20 protein-coding genes are annotated in these 21,064 nt (G+C 37.2%); all 20 read left to right on the top strand.

Going from position 1 to position 21,064, the window contains the following annotated elements:
- Positions 1 to 74: 74 nt before the first annotated feature.
- The 20 genes from lpxB to FZ949_RS02690 all read left to right on the top strand — a co-directional run bounded on the left by lpxB (position 75) and on the right by FZ949_RS02690 (position 21,063).
- A complete protein-coding gene (gene lpxB, locus FZ949_RS02595) occupies positions 75 to 1,109 on the top strand; it encodes a lipid-A-disaccharide synthase (protein WP_103580475.1) in 1,035 nt (344 codons plus the stop codon).
- 4 nt (positions 1,110 to 1,113) lie between these two features.
- Positions 1,114 to 1,599 (top strand): transcription elongation factor GreA, encoded by a 486-nt coding sequence (gene greA, locus FZ949_RS02600; RefSeq protein ID WP_021091879.1) that lies wholly within the window; start codon positions 1,114 to 1,116, stop codon positions 1,597 to 1,599.
- Positions 1,600 to 1,662: 63 nt separating this feature from the next.
- On the top strand, positions 1,663 to 2,454 hold the full coding sequence (locus tag FZ949_RS02605) for a UDP-2,3-diacylglucosamine diphosphatase (RefSeq protein WP_148790098.1): 792 nt from the start codon (positions 1,663 to 1,665) through the stop codon (positions 2,452 to 2,454).
- Positions 2,454 to 3,407 (top strand): chemotaxis protein, encoded by a 954-nt coding sequence (locus FZ949_RS02610; RefSeq protein ID WP_021091802.1) that lies wholly within the window; start codon positions 2,454 to 2,456, stop codon positions 3,405 to 3,407. The genes FZ949_RS02605 and FZ949_RS02610 overlap by 1 nt, the downstream gene beginning before the upstream one ends.
- Positions 3,408 to 3,415: 8 nt before the next feature.
- Entirely contained in the window at positions 3,416 to 5,770 is a 2,355-nt protein-coding gene (locus FZ949_RS02615) for a hybrid sensor histidine kinase/response regulator (protein WP_107952764.1), read from the top strand.
- Between the two features lie 9 nt (positions 5,771 to 5,779).
- Entirely contained in the window at positions 5,780 to 6,277 is a 498-nt protein-coding gene (locus tag FZ949_RS02620) for a chemotaxis protein CheW (protein WP_072594427.1), read from the top strand.
- Between the two features lie 8 nt (positions 6,278 to 6,285).
- On the top strand, positions 6,286 to 6,912 hold the full coding sequence (gene serB, locus FZ949_RS02625) for a phosphoserine phosphatase SerB (protein WP_103580478.1): 627 nt from the start codon (positions 6,286 to 6,288) through the stop codon (positions 6,910 to 6,912).
- Between the two features lie 3 nt (positions 6,913 to 6,915).
- Entirely contained in the window at positions 6,916 to 7,908 is a 993-nt protein-coding gene (locus FZ949_RS02630) for a transaldolase (protein WP_148790099.1), read from the top strand.
- A gap of 116 nt (positions 7,909 to 8,024) precedes the next feature.
- Entirely contained in the window at positions 8,025 to 8,561 is a 537-nt protein-coding gene (locus FZ949_RS02635; RefSeq protein WP_103580480.1) for a 50S ribosomal protein L25/general stress protein Ctc, read from the top strand.
- 11 nt (positions 8,562 to 8,572) lie between these two features.
- The gene (gene pth, locus FZ949_RS02640) at positions 8,573 to 9,121 is read left to right on the top strand and encodes an aminoacyl-tRNA hydrolase (protein WP_103580481.1); all 549 of its coding nucleotides are present in this window, start codon (positions 8,573 to 8,575) and stop codon (positions 9,119 to 9,121) included.
- Positions 9,118 to 10,182 (top strand): LptF/LptG family permease, encoded by a 1,065-nt coding sequence (locus FZ949_RS02645; RefSeq protein WP_103580482.1) that lies wholly within the window; start codon positions 9,118 to 9,120, stop codon positions 10,180 to 10,182. The genes pth and FZ949_RS02645 overlap by 4 nt, the downstream gene beginning before the upstream one ends.
- A gap of 55 nt (positions 10,183 to 10,237) precedes the next feature.
- Positions 10,238 to 11,461, top strand: a complete 1,224-nt coding sequence (gene lysA, locus FZ949_RS02650; RefSeq protein WP_103580483.1) for a diaminopimelate decarboxylase — start codon at positions 10,238 to 10,240, stop codon at positions 11,459 to 11,461.
- The gene (gene pheA / locus FZ949_RS02655; protein WP_084042224.1) at positions 11,445 to 12,524 is read left to right on the top strand and encodes a prephenate dehydratase; all 1,080 of its coding nucleotides are present in this window, start codon (positions 11,445 to 11,447) and stop codon (positions 12,522 to 12,524) included. The genes lysA and pheA overlap by 17 nt, the downstream gene beginning before the upstream one ends.
- The gene (gene hisC, locus FZ949_RS02660; protein ID WP_103580484.1) at positions 12,524 to 13,621 is read left to right on the top strand and encodes a histidinol-phosphate transaminase; all 1,098 of its coding nucleotides are present in this window, start codon (positions 12,524 to 12,526) and stop codon (positions 13,619 to 13,621) included. The genes pheA and hisC overlap by 1 nt, the downstream gene beginning before the upstream one ends.
- Before the next feature lie 4 nt (positions 13,622 to 13,625).
- Positions 13,626 to 15,323, top strand: a complete 1,698-nt coding sequence (gene fliF, locus FZ949_RS02665) for a flagellar basal-body MS-ring/collar protein FliF (RefSeq protein ID WP_103580485.1) — start codon at positions 13,626 to 13,628, stop codon at positions 15,321 to 15,323.
- Positions 15,323 to 16,354 carry a flagellar motor switch protein FliG gene (fliG, locus tag FZ949_RS02670; protein ID WP_021091747.1) on the top strand — a complete coding sequence of 344 codons (1,032 nt, stop codon included), beginning with the start codon at positions 15,323 to 15,325 and terminating at the stop codon, positions 16,352 to 16,354. The genes fliF and fliG overlap by 1 nt, the downstream gene beginning before the upstream one ends.
- Entirely contained in the window at positions 16,351 to 17,214 is an 864-nt protein-coding gene (gene fliH, locus FZ949_RS02675; protein ID WP_103580486.1) for a flagellar assembly protein FliH, read from the top strand. Before fliG ends, fliH begins: the two co-directional genes overlap by 4 nt.
- A complete protein-coding gene (dxs, locus tag FZ949_RS02680) occupies positions 17,207 to 19,033 on the top strand; it encodes a 1-deoxy-D-xylulose-5-phosphate synthase (protein ID WP_103580487.1) in 1,827 nt (608 codons plus the stop codon). Before fliH ends, dxs begins: the two co-directional genes overlap by 8 nt.
- Before the next feature lie 72 nt (positions 19,034 to 19,105).
- Positions 19,106 to 19,516, top strand: coding sequence for a Fur family transcriptional regulator (locus FZ949_RS02685; RefSeq protein WP_054197019.1), 411 nt, complete (start codon positions 19,106 to 19,108; stop codon positions 19,514 to 19,516).
- A 140-nt stretch (positions 19,517 to 19,656) separates the two neighbouring features.
- Positions 19,657 to 21,063 (top strand): CYTH and CHAD domain-containing protein, encoded by a 1,407-nt coding sequence (locus FZ949_RS02690; RefSeq protein WP_103580488.1) that lies wholly within the window; start codon positions 19,657 to 19,659, stop codon positions 21,061 to 21,063.
- Position 21,064: the final 1 nt, after the last annotated feature.

Raw genomic sequence — 21,064 nt, forward strand, 5'->3', positions numbered from 1 at the left:
TCACAGCTTTCTTAAAATTTTAAAGAATTTTTGCGTATAATGCCCCTAAAAAAAGACCTGATGAAAGTGTGTAAATGAAAATTTTAGTCTCCGCTCTTGAGCCATCGGCAAATTTGCATTTAAAAGAAATTTTGAAAAATTTCGAGGGTGAATTTGAGCTAATGGGAATTTTTAGCGAAGAGCTTGGCACGCCATATATGAAAAGTAGCGAGTTTTCAGCGATGGGTTTTGTCGAGGTTTTGCCGCTCATCTTTAAAGCAAAAAAGGCGATAAAAGTGATGAGCCAGATGGCAAAAGAGGTTGATGCGGTGCTGCTAATAGACAGTCCAGCCTTTAACTTGCCGCTTGCAAAGGCGATAAAAGAAGCTGGTGCAAAAGCAGCCGTGACATACTACATCTTGCCTCAAGTTTGGGCGTGGAAGCCAAAAAGAGTGAGCGCGGTTGAGAGGTATTGTGACAACCTAGCTTCGATCTTGCCATTTGATGCGAAATTTTATAGTCGCTCGACCTACGTGGGACATCCTTTGATGGATGAGATAAGGCTAAAAAAAACTAGCATAAGTAGCAGTGGCAAAGTGGCGTTTTTGCCGGGGTCTAGAAGGTCAGAGATTTCAAGACTGATGCCAGTTTATAGAGAGCTTGCTAAAAAGATAGAAGCAAAAAGGCTGCTTGTTGTGCCACCATTTTTGCTTGATAAAGTGGGTGAAATCTATGGTGATGTGAGCAATTTTGAGGTCGTCTCAAACACGCCTGAAGCTTTGTACGATAGTGACTTTGCCTTTGTTTGCTCTGGCACTGCTACGCTTGAGGCAGCGCTCATTGGTACGCCATTTGTGCTAGCTTACAAGGCAAAAGCCATAGACGTTTTCATTGCTAGGAAATTTGTAAAGATCAAGCATGCAGGACTTGCAAATATAATGTTTGACTTCATGGGCAAAGAGCCACTTCATGAGGAATTTATCCAAGAGTTTGCAACGGCTGAAAATTTGCTAAGAGCTTATGAGTGCTGCGATAGGCAGAAATTTTTAAAAGGTTGCGATGAATTAAGGACTTATTTAGGGTATGGCAGCAGTAAAAATGTAGTAAAAATTTTAAAGAATATGGAGTAAAAAAATGAGTGAACCAATGACAATGCACGGATATGAGAAGATAGAAGCTGAGCTAAAAGACCTAAGGCTGGTGCAACGCCCTCAAATAGTAACTGAGATCGACATCGCAAGAAGCCACGGCGATCTAAAAGAAAATGCTGAGTATCACGCAGCAAAAGAAAAGCAAGCCTTTATAGACGCTAGGATCGCAGAGCTAAGCGCGCTTCTGGCAAATGCTGAAGTGATCGATCCAAGTAGCTACGAGCACGATAGAGTTAGGTTTGGCTCAAGTATTACGATAATGGACGAGGAAACCGAAATAGAGCATACATATACGATAGTTGGCATTAGTGAAAGCGACATCGACAAAGGCTATATCTCGATAAACTCACCTCTTGCAAAGCAGCTTTTGGGCAAGGCCGAGGGCGATGAGGTAGTGCTAAATTTACCAAAAGGCAGAAGCGATGTTGAGATTGTAAAAATTTGCTATAAGCCTATAAAATTTGACTAAAAAGATGGGACAAAGAGCTAGAAACTGCTTTTTGGCTCTGCTAATTTTTAATTAAGGCAAAATTTGAGCGAATATCTATATGCCCCCATTATAAAAGAAGGCGCGATCTTTATAGCTGATGCGCATGAAAATGTAAACCGAAATGGCTTTTTAAAATTTTTAAGAGCCATTGATAGCGGGGAGATCAAAGAGCCGCCACAAATTTTTTTATTAGGCGATATGTTTGATTTTTTAACGGGCGAGGGCGAATACACAAGAGAATTTTACGCTGAGCACTTAAGCCTTATAAATAAAATTTCACAAAAGGTAGAAATTTTTTACTTCGAGGGCAACCACGATTTTAGACTTTCAAATTTATTTAATAAAACAAGAGAAATTTGGGATGGGCACGAGATGCTGCGCTATAAAAGCGTTATGGTTTATGATATTTACGATCAGCCAGCAAATTTCAAAATGATCAATGAAGAGCACGTCCAGATCGCGCATGGCGATATATTTTTACCTTTTGTAGATAAATATGCACTTAGATTTTTGCGTTTAAAATGGTTTTTAAAATTTATGAATGCTTTGGATAAATTTTTAAATTTTAAAATATCAAAAGCGATATTAGCAAAACTTACCAAGAAAAATTTAGACTATAAAATTCCTAATTTTAAGGAGCTAATGAGCAAGCATTTGCAAGGATATGAGGCCGGCATTGTGATAGAAGGACACTATCATCAAGGCGAGCAATTTAACATTTACGATAAGTTTTATATAAATTTACCTTGTTTTGCATGTGAGCAAAGTTATTTTGTTGTAGAATACGCCCAGCAAAAATTAAATTTGCTCAAAATGAGTTTGAAAGGACATTGATGTTTGGAGATAACGTACTAAAAACGGACTCAAACGAGATGGAACTTGTTGATTTTCGTATCTTTAAAAAGACCGAAAACAAAGTATATGAAGGAATATACGGAGTCAATGTCGCAAAGGTGCGGGAGATCATTAAGATGCCAAATCTTACAGAGCTTCCTGGCGTTCCCGAGTATATCGAGGGAATTTTTGATTTAAGGGGCGTGGTGATCCCTGTTATAAATTTGGCAAGATGGATGAATATTATCGAGCCAACTGAAGGCGTAGTTATAAAGCCACGTGTTATTATTGCTGAGTTTAGTGGTATTTTGATCGGTTTTATCGTCCATGAGGCAAAAAGGATCAGGCGTATAAGCTGGAAAGATATCGAGCCTGCAAATTTTGCTTCAGGTTCTGGCGCTTTAGACAAAGGTAAAATAACAGGCGTAACAAGAATAGAAAATGATGAAGTTTTGCTTATTCTTGATCTTGAAAGCATAGTAGAAGAGCTTGGAATTTACTCACCAAAGATCGAATTTGATGTAACAGACGATCAAAAATTAAAAGGTGCTGCTTTAGTTTTAGATGATAGCTCAACTGCTAGAAAACTAGTAAAAGATGCACTTGAGAAGATGGGACTTAGCGTAGTTGAGGCTAAAAATGGCGTTGAGGGCTTGGAGAGAATGGAAGAGCTTTATCAAAGATATGGAGATAACTTATCAAGAGAGCTTAGAGTTATCTTAAGTGATATCGAAATGCCACAGATGGATGGCTACCGCTTTGCTTCAACTCTTAAAAATGATGAAAGATTTAAAGAAGTTCCAATAGTATTTAACTCCTCATTGAGTAATGATTTTAGTGAAATCAAGAGCAAAGAAGCTGGTGGTGCGGCGTATCTTACAAAATTTGATGCAAGCATATTTTATCAAGAAGTGCTAAAAGTTATTGAAGCACATTCTAAATCTGCAAAATGAGGTGAAACATGGATGATATGAAAGAAATAATGGAAGACTTTTTAATAGAGGCTTTCGAACTTATTGAGCAGATAGATCACGACCTTGTTGAGCTTGAGTCAAACCCTGAAGATTTGGAATTATTAAATAGAATTTTCCGTGTTGCTCACACAGTAAAAGGTAGTTCAAGCTTTTTAAATTTTGATGTTTTAACAGAGCTTACTCACCATATGGAGGATGTTTTAAATAAAGCTAGAAAAGGTGAGTTAAAGATCACTCCAGACATTATGGACGTAGTTCTTGAGTCAGTTGACATGATGAAAGGCTTGTTAAGTAGCATTAGAGATCATGGAAATGATACGGCTGCTGGCATTGATATTAAAAATATTTGCGCAAGACTTACTCAAATTTCTGAAGGTGAGGCTCCAGCAGCAGTTCCTGAAGCTCCTGCCACGCCAGTATCTGAGCCAACACCAGAGCCGGCAAAAGAGCCAGAGCCGGCCACGCCTGCCGAAGAGGCACCAGAGATAAGTGATGCTGAGCTTTCAAAGCTAAGTGATTCAGAAGTCGAAGCAGAGATAGAAAGACTCTTAAAGGTTAGAAAGGCTGAGGATCAAGCAAGGCGTGCTTCAAAAGGTATAGCCCCAAAATCTCCTAGCGAGATAGCCCCGGCTGCAAGTAGTACTTCAGCTCCAGCTGCAAAAGCAGAGAGTAAAGAAAAAGAGGGAGATAAAAAGGTCCCAGCAGCAAGTAGTGGTGCAGTAGCGCAGGAACAAACTATACGCGTTGAAGTAAAAAGACTTGATCATTTGATGAACCTAATCGGTGAGCTTGTTCTTGGTAAAAACCGCTTATTAAAAATTTATGATGACGTGGAAGAGAGATATGAGGGTGAGAAATTCCTTGAAGAGTTAAATCAAGTAGTCTCAAGCCTAAGTCTAGTTACGACTGACATTCAGCTTGCCGTTATGAAGACAAGAATGCTTCCAATAGCAAAAGTCTTTAATAAATTCCCACGTATGATACGCGATCTTAGCCGCGACCTTGGTAAGCAAATCGATCTTGAAATTTCAGGTGAAGAGACTGAGCTTGATAAGTCAATCGTAGAAGAGATCGGCGATCCACTAGTTCACATCATCAGAAATTCATGCGATCATGGTATCGAGGATCCTGAGACAAGAAAGGCTGCAGGCAAGCCAGAAAAAGGTCTTGTTCAGCTAAAAGCTTACAATGAAGGTAATCACATCGTTGTTGAGATAGTTGATGATGGTAAGGGTTTAGATGCTGACATGCTTAAATCTAAATCGATAGAAAAAGGCATTATCACTGAACGCGAAGCTGATGCGATGAGTGAAAAAGAGGCATTTGGACTTATTTTTAGACCAGGATTTTCAACTGCGGCAAAAGTTACAAACGTATCTGGTCGTGGTGTTGGTATGGACGTTGTTAAGACAAATATCGAAAAACTAAACGGTATCATTGATATTGAAAGTGAAGTTGGAAAAGGCACAGTTATGAAGCTTAAAATTCCACTCACACTTGCGATTATTCAGTCGCTACTTGTTGGAACTCAAGAAGAATTTTATGCTATTCCACTTGCTAGCGTTCTTGAAACTGTTCGCGTGCCGATTGATGATATCTACACGATCGATGGCAAAAATGTACTAAGACTAAGAGATGAAGTCTTATCTCTTGTTAGACTCTCTGATGTATTTGGTGTAGAAAAAGCATTTGATGGTGGAGATCAAACTTATGTCGTAATAATCGGTGTTGCTGAAGCAAAACTAGGTATTATCGTCGATACTTTGGTTGGACAAGAAGAGATTGTTATTAAATCAATGGGTGATTATTTACAAAATATCCCAGGTATTGCCGGTGCGACTATTAGAGGTGATGGCCGTGTGACATTGATTATAGATGTTGGTGCTATGATGGAGATGGCAAAAGATATCAAGGTAGACATTAGAGCCGAAATAGAAGATAGCACAAAAGCAAAGGAAAAACCAAGTGATTATAAAGTCTTGATAGTTGATGACTCAAAAATGGATAGAACTATCATGCAAAAAGCACTTGAACCAACTGGGGTAACGATAATAGAAGCCACAAACGGTGTTGAGGCATTAAATATCGTAAAATCTGGAGAACACTCCTTTGATGCGATTTTGATAGATATTGAGATGCCAAGAATGGATGGATATACACTAGCTGGCGAAATTAGAAAATACTCTAAGTATAGAAATTTACCACTTATTGCTGTTACATCAAGGACGTCAAAAACAGATAGATTGCGTGGTGTAGAAGTTGGAATGACTGAGTATATTACAAAACCATATTCAGCCGAGTACTTAGAAAATGTCGTTAGAAAGAATATAAAATTAGCTTAGGGGTAAGGGATGAACAATAAACTAAATCAAGTTTTAAGCAAACAAAAACAGCAAATGAATGGTCCTGAGTTAAAAAATAATGAGGATATAGTTCAGCTAGTAGGATTTGTTGTCGGTGAGGAAGAGTACGCGATACCTATTTTAAATATCCAAGAGATAATCAAACCTATTGAATATACACGTGTTCCTAGTGTGCCTGATTATGTTCTTGGCGTGTTTAACCTACGCGGAAATGTTATTCCGCTTATTGATTTGCGTAAGCGTTTTTCACTAAATGTCACAAAACAAAGCCCAAGCACAAGATATATCGTTATGAAAGATGCGGATAATATCGCTGGCTTTGTGATAGACCGCTTGACTGAGGCCATCAGAATAGACCGTAATAGGATTGATCCGCCACCAGAGACTTTAGTAAAAGACAAAGGCATGATCTATGGCATTGGTAAACGTGATCAAAATATCCTTACTATTTTAAAGGTTGAAAGCCTTTTAAAACGTGATTTTTAGGACTCATCTTGATAAAACTTTGTGTTTTTGATTTTGATTCTACGATAATGGACGGCGAGACGATAGACATTCTCGCCGCTGTCAACAATGCCAGCGATGAGGTAGCCAGCATAACAAAACGTTCGATGAACGGCGAACTTGATTTTTTTGAAAGCCTTACTAAAAGGGTAAAATTTTTAAAAGGCATGCCACTTTCAAAGGCAAATGAAATTTGTAAAAATTTACCCATCATGCCAGGAGCCAGCGAGTTAATCGGTACTTTAAAGCAAAAAGGTATCAAGATCGTGGTTTTTAGTGGCGGATTTCACATAGCAACTGACGTCATGCAAGAGAAACTTAAATTTGATGCAAATTTCGCAAATATTTTGCATCATAAAGATGGAGTTTTGACTGGTGAAGTTGGTGGAGAAATGATGTTTGGTAGCTCAAAAGGTGAGATGATAGATCGCTTAAAAGGGCTATTAAATTTAGAAAAAAGTGAGATTATGTGCGTTGGTGACGGAGCTAACGACGTGTCGATGTTTAGAAAATGTGATATAAAGATCGCCTTTTGCGCAAAAGAAATTTTAAAAAAAGAGGCGACACATTGCGTAGATATCAAAGATTTGCGTGAAATTTTAAAATTTATAAGGTAAAAAATGTACGATAATGAAGCTAAATTTTCTCTTTGGTGTGACTTTATAGAAAGAGATTTTGTACAAAATGAATTTAGTACCATGCTAGAAAATGGTGTTATAAACGGAGCAACAAGCAATCCAGCTATTTTTAAAACAGCATTTACTTCGCCAGCTTACAAAAAGATTATAGAAAGTAGCAATAAACGTCATCCAAAAGATCTTTATGAAATTTTAGCGACACAAGATATAAAGATCGCTGCATGTAAGATGCTAAAGCACTATGCAAACGGAGATGATGGCTTTGTTAGCATTGAGGTTGATCCAAATTTATGCGAAGATACAGCTGCTACAATAGAAGAAGGCATGAGGCTTCACAGTTTAATTTCAATGCCAAATGTCATGATAAAAATTCCAGCCACAAAAGAGGGCTATGAGGCAATGAGTGCACTTATGGCAAAGGGTATTAGTGTAAATGCAACACTCATTTTTTCTCCAGATCAAGCAAAACAATGTCTTGAGGCTTTTAGTGAAGGTTCTAAAATTTACACGAGTTGCTTCGTAAATACAACTATGCCAAAAGGTGTAGTAAGTGTTTTTGTTAGTAGATTTGATAGAAAACTTGACGATACAATGGCTGCAAAGAGTTTGCCTACCGGACAGGTTGGAATCATGAATGCTGCAAATATATATCACATGATTGAAGATTTTGGATTAGAAAATGTAAGAACACTTTTTGCAAGTACAGGTGTAAAAGGTGGTGGACTAAGAGGGGATTACTACGTTAGAGAACTAATGTATAAAAACTCCATCAATACAGCACCAATCGAAACTATAAAAGAATTTATCAAAGCAAAATCAGAGATAAAAAATGTGCCTAGTAAAGAAAATATCTTAAGTTTTTTTCAAATTATAAAAAATAATGATATAGACATAAATATTATTTATAAAGAATTGCTAAAGGATGGATTAAAGCAGTTTGTATCAGCATTTGATGATATTATGAAATCACTTTAAACAAAGAACTAAACTAATAATACAAATAGAAAAAGCGATCATTCCCAAGTAAGCTTTATTTGAAATTTATAAAGTATTGGATAGAATCAGCACCTATTTTTTATGAAAGGAAAACGATGTTAGAAGGAATCGTTAGAGAGAGTATCGGTAAGAAGTCTGCAAAGGCTTTGAGAAGAGATGGTTATCTAATCGCCAACATTTATGGCAAGGGATTAGAGAATGTTGCAGCTGCTTTTAAAGTAAATGACTTTATTAAAGAAGCGCGCAAAAAAGAGAGCCTTGCTTTTGATGTAAAAGTAGGCGGAAAGGTTTATAATGTCGTTATTGTTGATTACCAAAGAGATGTTGTTACAAGCGATCTTAAACACGTAGATCTAAAAGTAGCAATTCCTGGCGTTTTATCAAAATATATGATCCCAGTTAAGCCAGTTGGAACACCTATTGGTCTTAAAAACAAGGGCGTTTTGATCCAGTCGAAAAGACGTCTTTGCGTAAAATGCACAGCTGAAAATTTACCAAATTCATTTGAGGTAAATGTAAACAAGCTTGACATTGACGATACTATCCTAGTTCGCGATATCAAAGCTCCAGAAGGCGTCACTATCATCGACGCTGACCGTGTTGCGGTACTTGGAGTTATTAAAGCTAAATAAAAAGGGCTTTTGTGACACTAATAGCGGGGCTGGGAAATCCTGGCTCCAAATATGAAAACACTAGACATAATATAGGCTTTATGCTTATAGATCTCCTAAAAGACTCAAATTACAAAGATGTTAGCTCAGCCAAATTCCAAGGCGAAGTTTTTAAATTTAACGACATTATCTTGCTAAAACCAACAACTTTTATGAACCTCTCAGGACAAAGTGTAAAAGCGGTAAAAGACTTTTATAAACCAGATAGAATAATCGTAATACATGATGATCTTGATCTTAGTTTTGGTGCAGTTAAATTTAAAAAAGGCGGTAGTAGCGGCGGGCATAACGGCATAAAATCGATCGATGGACTAATAGGCAACGACTACGAAAGGGTGCGTGTTGGCATTGGGCACCTTGGTGATGCTAAAAATTTTGTTCTTGGAGAGTTTAGTGATGAGGAAAAAAAGGCTTTAGATGAAATTTTGGCCTACACAAAAAATGCAGTTTGTGAGCTACTAAAGAGCGACATTAACGAAATTTCGCAAAAATTTACGGTAAAAAAAGGTCTTATCAAATGAAACTATACGCCAGATACGTTGGCTGGGTCTATATAAAATCTTTTCTTATCGTATTTTTAGCGCTTGAACTATTTTATGTTGGTATCGATCTACTTACAAATTTAAAAGATCTGCCGCCATCTGCAAACCTTCAGCTCCTTTATGTTGGGCTTACATCGCTTAGTGCTATTGGCTACGTTTTGCCACTTTCGCTTATTTTTGCACTAATAATTTTGCATGTAAATATGGTCAGGACAAACGAGCTAATCAGCTTTTATGCGCTTGGCATTAGTAAAAATAACTTAATTTTTCCACCATTTTTTATTGCACTTTTTGTAACTATTTTTTATGTTGGCTTAAATTTTACTCCATTTGCCTATGCGCACGACTATCAAAAAAGTATCGCTAAAAATACAGCTTTCTCAAAAAGTACAAATGATTCATTTTTAAAATTTGAAGGCAAATTTATCTACATAAAGGAGCTAAATTCTGTTAATCAAATAGCAAATGATGTTAGAATTTTTGAGATAAATGGCACAAATTTACTCTCAACTACATTTGCAAATCATGCTAATTTTAAAGACAATGAGTGGATTTTAAAAGATGTTAATCAAACTCTTTTGCCTCAAATTTTAGAGCTTGGTGAGGCTGGTTTTAATAAAATACAAAGCGAGAGCTTAGATGCATTAAAAGGCTTTAAGCCAAAGAGTATTGAAAGCGCTGTTAGCGTTGAAAACTCAAAATTTAATATCCCAGATGCGATAAATTTTATAAAGACATTTAAGAATGAAGGCATAGGCCTTGATAGCGCAAAAACAGCTTTTTACAACCTTGCTATCGCACCATTTTTTGCACCATTTTTGTTGCTCATTTTTTACTATCATTTGCCTGTAACTGGTAGATTTTTTAATCTTGCACTTTCTACTTTTATCTTTGTTGTGATAACTCTTGTCGTTTGGGGGCTGCTCTTTATTCTTGCAAAATTTGCACAAACTTCCGTGATCTTGCCAGAGATTGGTATAGTTTTGCCAGTTATTTTACTTTTTGCATACGCCATTTATCTCATAAAATCGCATCGTTAAGCCAAATTTTGGCAAGCTTTTTGTAAAATCAAGCCATTTTAATAAAGGCTATTTTATGGATTTTAAAGAGCTTGCAAGTAGATACAAAACCCCACTTTACATTTATGATTTTAACCACATAAAAAACCGCTATGAAGCACTAAAAAATGCATTTTTTGCTAGAAAATCTCTCATTTGCTATGCGGTGAAAGCAAACTCAAATTTAAGTGTTTTAAAATTTCTAGCTGATCTTGGAGCTGGATTTGATTGTGTTAGCATTGGCGAAGTAAAAAGAGCGCTTTTAGCAGGTGCAAAGAGATATCAGATCATTTTTAGTGGCGTTGGCAAGAGCGATGATGAGCTAAAAGAGGCTTTGAAAAATGAAATTTTACTCATAAATGTCGAGAGTTTTGCTGAACTTTTAAGACTTGAAAAGATCGCAAAAGGGCTAAACTTAAAGGCAAGAATTAGCATTAGGGTAAATCCAGGTGTCGATGCAAAAACTCACCCATATATCTCGACAGGGCTAAATGAAAATAAATTTGGCGTTGATGCGGAAACAGCCAAAAGAATGTACATCCACGCTAAAAATTCTAACTCTCTTGATCCAACTGGTATACATTTTCATATCGGCTCGCAACTAACTTCGCTTAGCCCGATAATCGATGCTACAAATATCGTTAGCGAGCTTTTAAGAGAGCTAAAAGCACTTGAGATTGATATCAAATTCTTTGATGTTGGTGGCGGACTTGGCATCATTTATAACGATGAAAAAGAGATAAATTTATACGACTACGCTCAAGGAATTTTAGCTGCGCTAAAGGGTCAAGACGTGACTATCGTATGCGAGCCAGGACGCTTTATTGTAGGTAATGCTGGCTACTTTGTCGCAAGCGTTTTATATGAAAAATTTAACGGCAAAAAGAGATTTGTCATAACTGATGGTGCGATGAATGATCTTATTAGGCCAAGCCTTTATGGTGCTCATCATGAAATTTTTGTTTGCGGAAAAGATAAAAATTTAGGTGTTTGCGACGTGGTTGGTCCAGTTTGTGAAAGTGGTGACTTTTTAGCAAAAGATATAGAGTTGCCAGAGTCTGAGAGCGGAGATATTATCGTGGTAAAAGGTGCTGGAGCTTATGGTTTTAGTATGAGCTCAAACTACAACACAAGAAACAGAGCCGCTGAAGTTTGCGTGCTTGATGGCAAAGATAGACTCATAAGAAGACGTGAGAGCTTTGAAGATGTCGTGGCACTTGAGAGAGAATTTTTGGAGAGCGCTGATGCAAGAGCTAAATGAGCTTAGAAAAGAGATCGATGCGATCGATGATCTCATCTTAAATAAACTAAATGAAAGGATGATTTTAGTTGAACAAATCGGCAAGCTAAAACAAACTAGCGGAACGCCTATATATCGTCCTGAGCGTGAGCGAGCTATCATAAACCGCTTAACTAGTCTTAGCAAAGACAAAGCTTTAAATAAAGCTGCTATTGAAGCCATTTATCTTGAAATTTTTGCTGTAAGTAGAAATTTAGAAATGCCTCAAAAGATCGTCTATCTAGGGCCTGAAGGCACTTACACGCATCAGGCGGCTCAGAGTAGATTTGGTGCGATGAGTTCATATTTGCCACTTGCGACCATCGAGGCGGTTTTTACAAAGCTAGCTCAAAAAGAGGCAAAATACGGCGTTGTGCCTATTGAAAACAACACTGAAGGCGCTGTTGGCGCTACGCTTGATTGTTTGAGTAAATTTAGTGATATAAAAATAGTTGCTGAGCTTTATGTGGATATCCATCACAGCTTTGTTAGCATAAATGAAAATTTAAAAGAGATAAAGCGAATTTATTCACATCCGCAAGGGTATAATCAATGCCGTAAATTTTTAGAAGATCATATGCTAAACGAAATTGAATTTGTTCCAGCAAAATCAACCGCAGCAGCTGCATATATGGCATCAATGGATAGAAACTCAGCTGCCATTTGCTCAAAGATCGCAGCAAAAATTTATAACGTACCGATCGTTTATGAGACGATTGAAGACAATATGGCAAATAGAACGAGATTTCTCATTCTTAGCGATTTTAAAAACGCAAGAGTTGAAAACTCGAAAACTTCGATCCTTGCAAAGACTGATCATAGTCCGGGACGCCTTGCTGATCTGCTTTCTATCTTTAAAAATGAAAATATCAATATCACAAAACTTGAGTCACGCCCTATTAAGCAACGCGAGTTTAAGTCAATGTTTTATCTTGATTTTGAAGGGCATATCGACGATGAGAAGGTGCAAAATGCCTTTGAATTAGCAAAAGAGAGCGGTGCTGAGATAAGCTGGTTAGGGAGTTATTTAAACGGAGAAGAGTAATGAAGTTTAATGATTTTTTAGATGATTTAGTTAATTACGAGGCTGGAAAGCCGATTGAGCTTGTGGTTAGAGAGTTTGGCATCGAGGCAAAAGATGTGATAAAGCTAGCTAGCAACGAAAATCCTTTTGGCACTAGCAAACGTGTAGAAGAGGCGCTAAAAGAGGTTGCTAAAAAAGCGCATCTCTATCCAGACGATAGCTACTTTGAGCTAAAAGAGGGACTGGCTAAGAAATTTGGCGTAACTAGCAAAAATCTAATCATCGGCTCTGGAAGCGACCAGATCATAGAATACGCGCTTCACGCAAAGGCGAACAAACAAAGTGGTGTTTTGATGGCTGGCGTGACATTTGCGATGTATGAAATTTATGCAAAACAAACTGGGGCTAAAATTTACCGCACAAAGAGTGTGGAGCATAATTTGAGTGAGTTTTTAGAAATTTATAATGCGTATAAAGATGAAATTTCTGTCATCTTTCTTTGCTTGCCAAATAACCCTTTGGGCGAGTGTTTGGACGCAGATGAGGTCTTTAAATTTATAAAAAGCGTTGATGAAAATACGCTTGTTGTGCTTGATTGTGCCTACAATGAATTTGCAAAATTTAAAGATAGCAAAAAAGAGATAAAGCCAAGCGAGGTGGTGAAATTTAAAAATGCCATCTATCTTGGAACATTTTCTAAAGCTTATGCACTTGGTGGCATGCGCGTTGGATACGGCGTGGCAAATGAAGAGATCATAGGCGCTCTTTCAAAACTAAGAGCTCCGTTTAACATCACAACTCCAAGCTTAAGAGCAGCGATAGTAGCACTTGGAGATGATGAGTTTGTGCAGCAAACCATGCAAAATAACTTCGAGCAAATGAAGAGATATGAAGAATTTGCAAAGCAAAATGGCATAGAATTTATCCCAAGCTATACGAATTTCATAACTTTTAAATTTAACGAGCCAAAATCAAGCCAGATATGCGAAAAGATGCTAAAAAAGGGTATAATTTTGCGAGATCTAAAAAGCTACGCCTTAAATGCGGTGAGAATCACCATCGGCCTTAGCTGGCAAAATGATAGAGTTTTTGAAGAATTAAAGCAAATTTTAAAGTAGGAATATGGATTTTAAAGCATTACTTCATCAAATAAGTCAAATTTATCAAAAGCTTTCATTAAAGCAAAAAATAGTTGCAGCTAGCTCGATCGTCTTGGTCGTGGCATTTTTGGTATTTTTAACACTTTATAAAAGCAAAAATGAAAATTTTGCAGGCTACAGCGTCCTTTTTGAAAATATTAGCCCAAATGATTCTGCCTTAATACTTGATCAGCTAAACAAAGATGGCATTAAATATAAATTAGCAAACGAAGGCACTATCCTTGTGCCAACGAGCGATGTCTATAAAGAGCGCATAGCTGTTGCAACGCTTGGAATACCAAAAGAGAGTAAAATCGGCTTTGAAATTTTTGACAAGCAAGAATTTGGAGCGACTGATGCCGAGCAGAGAGTAAAATTTCAAAGAGCGCTTGAGGGCGAACTAGCTAGAACGATCGAGAGTCTCTCTTCTATCCAAAAAGCAACCGTAAGAATAGCCATACCAAAAGAGAGCGTCTTTACTGAAAGACAAGCACTGCCGACCGCTTCTATTGTCGTTGAGCTAAAACCAGGCGTTAGTTTAAATGCGAAGCAAATTTTTGGTATTAAAAACCTTGTCGCTGCCTCTGTTACAAACTTGAGCACAGAAAATGTAAAAATCGTAAATCAAGACGGAGTCGCACTTGGCGATGAAGATGGTGAGTTTGATAGTGAGGCTATAGCTCAGCAGATACGCTATAAACGTGAGTTTGAAAATAATTACGAGCAAAAGATCGTAAATGTGCTAGCTCCTATCGTAGGCGGAGCAGATAAGGTCGTAGCAAAGGTAAATATTGACTTTGACTTTGACAAAAAAGATACAAAAAGTGAAGTTTATGACCCAAATAACGTCGTTAGAAGCGAAAGCAATATCGAAGAAAAGCGTCAAGGCTCAGCACCAAATGAAGTAGGTGGTGTCCCAGGTGCGGTTAGCAACATTGGCCCTGTTCAAGGGCTAGATGACAGCACTTTAAAAGAGCAGTACAACAAAAGCTCACAGCAGACAAACTATGAAATTTCAAAGAAAGTAACAAGCATTAAAGGGCAGTTTGCTAGCATAAACAGAGTAAGTGCAGCTGTCGTTATAGATGGGCTTTATCAGAGTAAAAAAGATAGCGACGGCAAGCCAACTGGCGAGCTTGAATTTGCCCCACTTACCAAAGAGCAAAGAGAATCAATCACAAATTTAATCAAACAATCAATCGGCTATAACCAAAATAGGGGCGATGAAGTAAGCTTAGATAACTTTGAGTTTAAAACTGGCAAAGATATAAGCACTAGCGAGAAGATGGATGGCTTTGTGAATAACTATGTAGTGCCATTTATGCCGCTATTAAAATATATTTTTGCAGCATTGTTGCTTTATATTTTCTACAAAAAAGTCATTGTGCCATTTATGCAAAAGATGCTTGAAGAGACAAAAGAAGAAGAGGAACAAGTTCAAGATGGTCTTGAGGATATTGAGGTAGATGCTGAAGATACACTTGAGAAATTTAAAGCTGCTCGCAAAAAGGTTGAAGAACAACTAGGGCTTAGTGGCGAGTTTAATGAAGATGAACTAAAATATGATGTTTTACTTGAGAAAATGAGAGCGGTCATCACAGAAAGAAATGAAGAGATAGCAATGCTACTTCAAGATATGGTAAAAAATGACAGCGACTTTAATATGCGTAAGGAAATTTGATGTCAATAAAGCTAAATGACAAGCAAAAAATGATTTATGATGATCTATCGATGCCTGAAAAGATTGCTATTTTGCTGATTCAGCTTGGCGAAGAGGCAACTGCTCTTATATTTTCTCACATGGATGTTGATGTCATCACTGAAATTTCAGGCTATATTGCAACTGCAAAAAATATAGACAAACAAGTTGCAAGTGCCGTGCTAGAAGAATTTTACGCGCTAATGCAGTCAAATCAATATATGAGAAGTGGCGGTTTAGAGTACGCAAAAGAAATTTTATACCGCACATTTGGTCCAGAGGCTGCTCAGAAAATTTTAGACAAGCTTGCAAAAAGCATGGAAAACTCAAAAAGCTTTGGCTATCTTGATAAGATAAAACCACAACAGCTTGCAGACTTTATCATAAAAGAGCACCCTCAAACCATAGCACTAATACTAGCTCACATGGACTCAACAAGTGCTGCTGAAACGCTTAGCTTCTTCTCAGATGAGCTAAGAAGTGAAGTTGTCATTAGAATGGCAAATCTTGGTGATATTAGCCCATCGGTAATTAAGCGTGTTTCAACCGTGCTTGAGGGTAAACTCGAAAGTCTTACATCATACAAAGTTGAAGTTGGCGGTCCAAGAGCTGTGGCAGAAGTGCTTAATAGACTCGGACAAAAAGCTAGTAAAAGCACGATCGAACGCATCGAACAAAGCGATGATAAACTTGCAACAACGATTAAAGAGCTTATGTTTACCTTTGAAGATATTATCAACCTTAACGCAACTGCGATTAGAGAAATTCTTAAAAATGTCGATAAAAAAGACCTTATGGTCGCATTTAAAGGCTCAAGCGATGGCATAAAGGATAAATTTTTATCAAATATGTCTCAGCGTGCAGCAGAAGCCTTTAAAGAGGAGATGCAATATCTTGGCGCGGTGCGTGTAAAAGATGTTGAAGAGGCCCAAAGGCGTATAGTGGAGACAGTGCAAACTCTAGCTGATCAAGGTGTATTCCAAGTCGGCGAGGCAGATGAGATGATAGAATGAAAAGCAGCGTAATAACCAGTGAGACTTCTCCGGCTCACTTTATAGAAAATTACAGATTTAAGGTGCTTGGAGTTGGAGAGCGAGCCGCAGATAGTGCTCCTGTATTGATAGAAGAAAATAATCTTAGTGAAGAGCTAAGCGAGCAAAATTTTGGGCAAAAGGGTGAAAATTTTGTTCCTCAAGCTAGCCACCAAACACAAGCAAGCCCACAAAACCACTTTGCTTCTCAGGCTCAAAGTCAACAAATACAGCAAGCAGGCGAGTCAAGCTTTATTGAAGAATTGCTTAAAAAAACAGACGAGCTAAGTAGCAACATCATTAAACTTCAAATGCAAATAGAAAATCAAGAGAGCGAATTTGCTAAACGCCTTGAGACTGAAATTTCTCGTGCAAAAGAAGATGGTAAAAATGAGGGTATCGCCCAGGCAAATGCAGCAAATGAAGCAAGGATAAATGAGTTAGAGGCTAGATTTAACACTTCAGCTGCAAAGCTAGATGAGCAGTACGTTAAATTTGATGAGTTTTTAAAGAAGATCGAAGAAGAGCTCGGGCAAACTGCTATAAAAATCGCAAAAGAAGTAATCGATAAAGAAATTTCAACCTCTTCAAATCAGATCGCTCATCATTTAGCAAGCTCGCTTATAAAAGAGCTAAGTAACGTCAAAAATATAGAAATTCGCGTAAATCCTGAGGATAGCGAATATATAAAAGAGCAATTTAGTAAGAATGAACACGTCAAAATAAGCGCTGATGATGCTATAAGCAAAGGTGGCGTGGTTATTATAAGTGATGGCGGAAATATTGATGCAACAATGCAAACAAGGCTAGAAAAGCTAAAAATGTTGGTAAATAATGAATAAAGACATAAAAAGCTTAGATGTTGATGACCTAAATGCACTTTGTCATGACATCAGGGATAAAATTTTAGCCACTGTTAGTAAAAATGGCGGACATCTTAGCTCAAATATCGGTGCGGTTGAGATCATCGTTGCAATGCATAAAATTTTCGACGTCACAAAAGATCCATTTGTTTTTGACGTGAGCCACCAAAGCTATGCACATAAACTACTAACTGGGCGCTGGGATAGCTTTGATACGCTTAGAAAATTTAATGGCATCAGTGGCTATACAAAGCCAAGCGAGAGTAAATTTGACTACTTTGTAGCAGGACATAGCTCGACATCCATATCGCTCGCAGTAGGTGCTGCAAAGGCGATAAAACTCAAAAACGAAGATCGCTTGCCAGTGGCTGTCATAGGTGACGGCTCGCTAAGTGGCGGCATGGCGTACGAGGCGCTAAATGAGCTGGGCGATAGAAAATACCCTTGCGTTATCGTCTTAAATGACAACGAGATGAGCATTAGTAAGCCCATTGGCGCGCTTAGTAAGTATCTAAGCCAGATGATGGCAGGTCAGTTTTATCAAAAATTTAAAGGCAGAGTTGAGAAATTTCTAAGCTATATGCCAGATTCAGCAGCTTATATGGCTAGGCGCATGGAGGAGGGTATCAGGCTAATTACTCCAGGCATGTTTTTTGAAGAGCTTGGACTTGAATATATAGGCCCAGTTGATGGGCATGATTTGGTGGCGCTTCTTAGTACCTTTGAGACAGCTAAAAGTATGAAAAAGCCAGTCATCGTGCATGTGCAGACGCTAAAGGGTAAAGGATATGAATTTGCCGAGGGGTATTATGAAAATTGGCACGGAGTTGGGCCATTTGATCTAAAAAGTGGCGAATTTATCAAAAGACAGTCAAACAAGTCAGCCACTGCGATCTTTAGCGAACAGCTTTTAAAGATGGCAAGAGAGCATAGTGATATTGTAGGTGTCACAGCCGCTATGCCAACAGGCACTGGCATGGATGCTTTGATACAAGAATTTCCAGATCGTTTTTGGGACGTGGCGATAGCTGAGCAGCACGCAGTTACCTCGATGTCAGCCATGGCAAAAGAGGGCTTTAAGCCATTTGTCGCGATATATTCGACTTTTATGCAAAGAGCCTATGATCAGGTCATTCATGACGCTTCTATTTTAAATTTAAATATCACCTTTGCGATGGATAGGGCGGGCATAGTGGGCGAAGATGGCGAAACGCATCAAGGTGCGTTTGATATTAGCTTTTTAAATGCTGTGCCAAACATGGTTCTTTTTGCCCCAAGATGCGAAGAGACTATGAAAAATGTTATGGAGTTTGCCTACTCTTACAAGGGTGTTAGCGCATTTAGATATCCGCGTGGAGCGTTTATCTTAAGAGATGAGTTTGAAGCTCAGCCACTTGAGTTTGGCAAGGGTGAAATTTTAGCTGATGCAAATAGTGATATTGTATTTTTAGGCTATGGCAACGGCGTTGGTAGGGCAAATTTGGTTAGAAATTTACTAGCTGACAAGCTTGATGTGGTATTAGTTGACCTTGTCTTTGCAAAACCACTTGATAGTGAGCTTTTACTGGATCTCACAAAACGCACTAAAAAGTGGTACATCTTTAGCGATAGTGCCAAAAAAGGCGGTATTGGTGAGATAATAAGTGCATTTTTACAAGAAAATAAAATTTCAAATATAAGCGTCATTAGCTTCGAGTATGAAGATAAATTTATCCCCCATGGTTCAACTGCTGAGGTCGAGAAGTATCTTGGTATAAGTGCCGAGCAAATTACCAAAAATTTACTAGAAAATAATTAATATCATTTAATAAAGTAACGTTTAATATTATTTTTGCTAGCATAAGCCAAAATAAAAACAAGGAAAAGCATTATGCAATACGTATCATTATTAAAGCAATCTGGGCTAAAAGTCACGCCACAACGCCTTAGCGTTTTAAGAATTCTTGATCGCCACACGCATCCAACGATTGATGAGCTTTATGATGAAATTTTAAAAGAGAGCCCATCGGTTTCTCTAGCAACGGTTTATAAAAATTTAAATACTTTAAAAGATGAAGGTCTCGTAGTCGAAGTAAATATCGTCAATCAAAAGGCTAGATACGACATCTACGAATATCCACATATCCATGTAGTTTGCGAAAGCTGTGGAAGCGTCGAGGACGTGAGCTACGATGATGCTGAGCTTGGCAAATATCAAGAGGCACTAGAAAAGAAGATTGGAAATATAATAGAACGTCTAAATATCGTAGCTAGCGTAAAAAGCTGTAAACACTGTAAATAAAATTTATGTTGCTATTTAGCAACATAAATTCCATCTTTTTTTCTAATAAAAATACTTTTAAAATAAGCCTAAATTTAGCATCTTTCTCATTGTTTTAAGCACTAACTTGCTAAAATGAACAAAAAATTTTGGAGAAAAATGTGAGTTTAGAGATAGAGCGTAAATTTTTACTCAAAAATTCTCAAATTCTAGATTTTTTAAAAGAAGCTGGAGTAGTCTTTAAACATCTTGAAATTTCTCAGTTTTATACCAAGATAACGCAAAATGAAGAGATTCGCTATAGAAGCGAAGAGGATAAATTTATCAAAACTGTAAAGATCGGCAAAGATCTAATTAGAGAAGAAAATGAAGAATTTTGTGAAAAAGCGGAGTTTAAAAAGGCTCTTAAAAATCGCATCGGTAGCGTCATCTTAAAAGATAGATATATTTTTAAACTAAATAATAATCCTTGCAATATCGATATTTTTAAAAATGAACTAAACGGGCTTTGTACATTTGAAATCGAATTTAGCGATGAAAATGAGGCCGTCTTTTTCAATCTACCACCATTTTTAGAAAATTTTTGCCTAAGTGACGTAACTTGTGATAAAAGATATAAGAATAAATTTCTTGCCATCCATGCTAATGAAAATGAACAAATCGACTACAAAAGAGCCTATAAGATTATAAAAGAAAAAGAAATTCTGCCAAATTTTGCTGCAAATCTAAAAAGCGGCGAGGCGCTAAGAGTCCTTTTTGTTAGTATTTTTAAAGTAATAAAAAGGCTAAAAAGCCAGTATTTGATAGACAAAGATGAAGAAGTTTTGCATGAACTTCGCATAAATTTAAGAAAGGTTAGGTCGATCCTTAAAATTTTTAACGGCGTTTTTGATGAGAAAGTGACACTTTTTTTTGGTGAGAATTTTAAAATGCTTGCAAACTCGACAAACAAAAAGCGAGATTTGGATGTATTTTTAAGCTTTTTAAACGAGCAAAAACATGCAAACGAGCCTATCTATTTTGTGCAAAAGGCTCTAGATTTAGAGTATGAAAACATTAAAAGTTACCTAGGCGACGAGGAAAACTACGCATTTTTAAAAGAGTGGGAGATATTTTTAAATGAGGGTGAATTTTATAAGTCAAAACTCTTTGATGTAAGCCTTTCGCGCCTTGGTTCATTTAAGCTTAGAATGCTTTTGGTTTTAGCTCAAAAAAGGCTAAAAAGTCTTAATCAAGACTGCCCAAATGAGAGCTTTCATGATCTTAGGATAGAGCTTAAAAAGATGAGATACACATATGAGTTTTTATGTGAAATCTTTTATTTTGAAGGGTTTAAAAAGTATGAAGAGAAGCTAAAGCAGATGCAAGAAATTTTTGGCAATCTTCAAGACTATGACGTCTGGCTCGGTATCCTTAAAAGACTTCCAGAAATGCTAGATAAAGAGAGGCTTGAGAGTAAAATTTACAAACAAATTTACAAAAGTAGAGAAGAGATACTAAAAAAGCGTCTTAAATTTATAAAAGCAACTCGTAAAATTTCAAGAAATTTAAAAATTTACTACATATAAA

Source organism: Campylobacter concisus, assembly GCF_902460545.1.
GTDB classification, from domain to species: domain Bacteria; phylum Campylobacterota; class Campylobacteria; order Campylobacterales; family Campylobacteraceae; genus Campylobacter_A; species Campylobacter_A concisus_AE.

Excerpts from the sequence above, each read along its gene's own strand:
- lpxB (WP_103580475.1), top strand. The coding sequence starts at position 75 with ATGAAAATTTTAGTCTCCGCTCTTGAGCCATCGGCAAATTTGCATTTA.
- greA (WP_021091879.1), top strand. The coding sequence starts at position 1,114 with ATGAGTGAACCAATGACAATGCACGGATATGAGAAGATAGAAGCTGAG.
- FZ949_RS02610 (WP_021091802.1), top strand. The coding sequence starts at position 2,454 with ATGTTTGGAGATAACGTACTAAAAACGGACTCAAACGAGATGGAACTT.
- FZ949_RS02615 (WP_107952764.1), top strand. The coding sequence starts at position 3,416 with ATGGATGATATGAAAGAAATAATGGAAGACTTTTTAATAGAGGCTTTC.
- FZ949_RS02620 (WP_072594427.1), top strand. The coding sequence starts at position 5,780 with ATGAACAATAAACTAAATCAAGTTTTAAGCAAACAAAAACAGCAAATG.
- FZ949_RS02630 (WP_148790099.1), top strand. The coding sequence starts at position 6,916 with ATGTACGATAATGAAGCTAAATTTTCTCTTTGGTGTGACTTTATAGAA.
- FZ949_RS02635 (WP_103580480.1), top strand. The coding sequence starts at position 8,025 with ATGTTAGAAGGAATCGTTAGAGAGAGTATCGGTAAGAAGTCTGCAAAG.
- FZ949_RS02645 (WP_103580482.1), top strand. The coding sequence starts at position 9,118 with ATGAAACTATACGCCAGATACGTTGGCTGGGTCTATATAAAATCTTTT.
- lysA (WP_103580483.1), top strand. The coding sequence starts at position 10,238 with ATGGATTTTAAAGAGCTTGCAAGTAGATACAAAACCCCACTTTACATT.
- pheA (WP_084042224.1), top strand. The coding sequence starts at position 11,445 with ATGCAAGAGCTAAATGAGCTTAGAAAAGAGATCGATGCGATCGATGAT.
- hisC (WP_103580484.1), top strand. The coding sequence starts at position 12,524 with ATGAAGTTTAATGATTTTTTAGATGATTTAGTTAATTACGAGGCTGGA.
- fliF (WP_103580485.1), top strand. The coding sequence starts at position 13,626 with ATGGATTTTAAAGCATTACTTCATCAAATAAGTCAAATTTATCAAAAG.
- fliG (WP_021091747.1), top strand. The coding sequence starts at position 15,323 with ATGTCAATAAAGCTAAATGACAAGCAAAAAATGATTTATGATGATCTA.
- fliH (WP_103580486.1), top strand. The coding sequence starts at position 16,351 with ATGAAAAGCAGCGTAATAACCAGTGAGACTTCTCCGGCTCACTTTATA.
- dxs (WP_103580487.1), top strand. The coding sequence starts at position 17,207 with ATGAATAAAGACATAAAAAGCTTAGATGTTGATGACCTAAATGCACTT.
- FZ949_RS02685 (WP_054197019.1), top strand. The coding sequence starts at position 19,106 with ATGCAATACGTATCATTATTAAAGCAATCTGGGCTAAAAGTCACGCCA.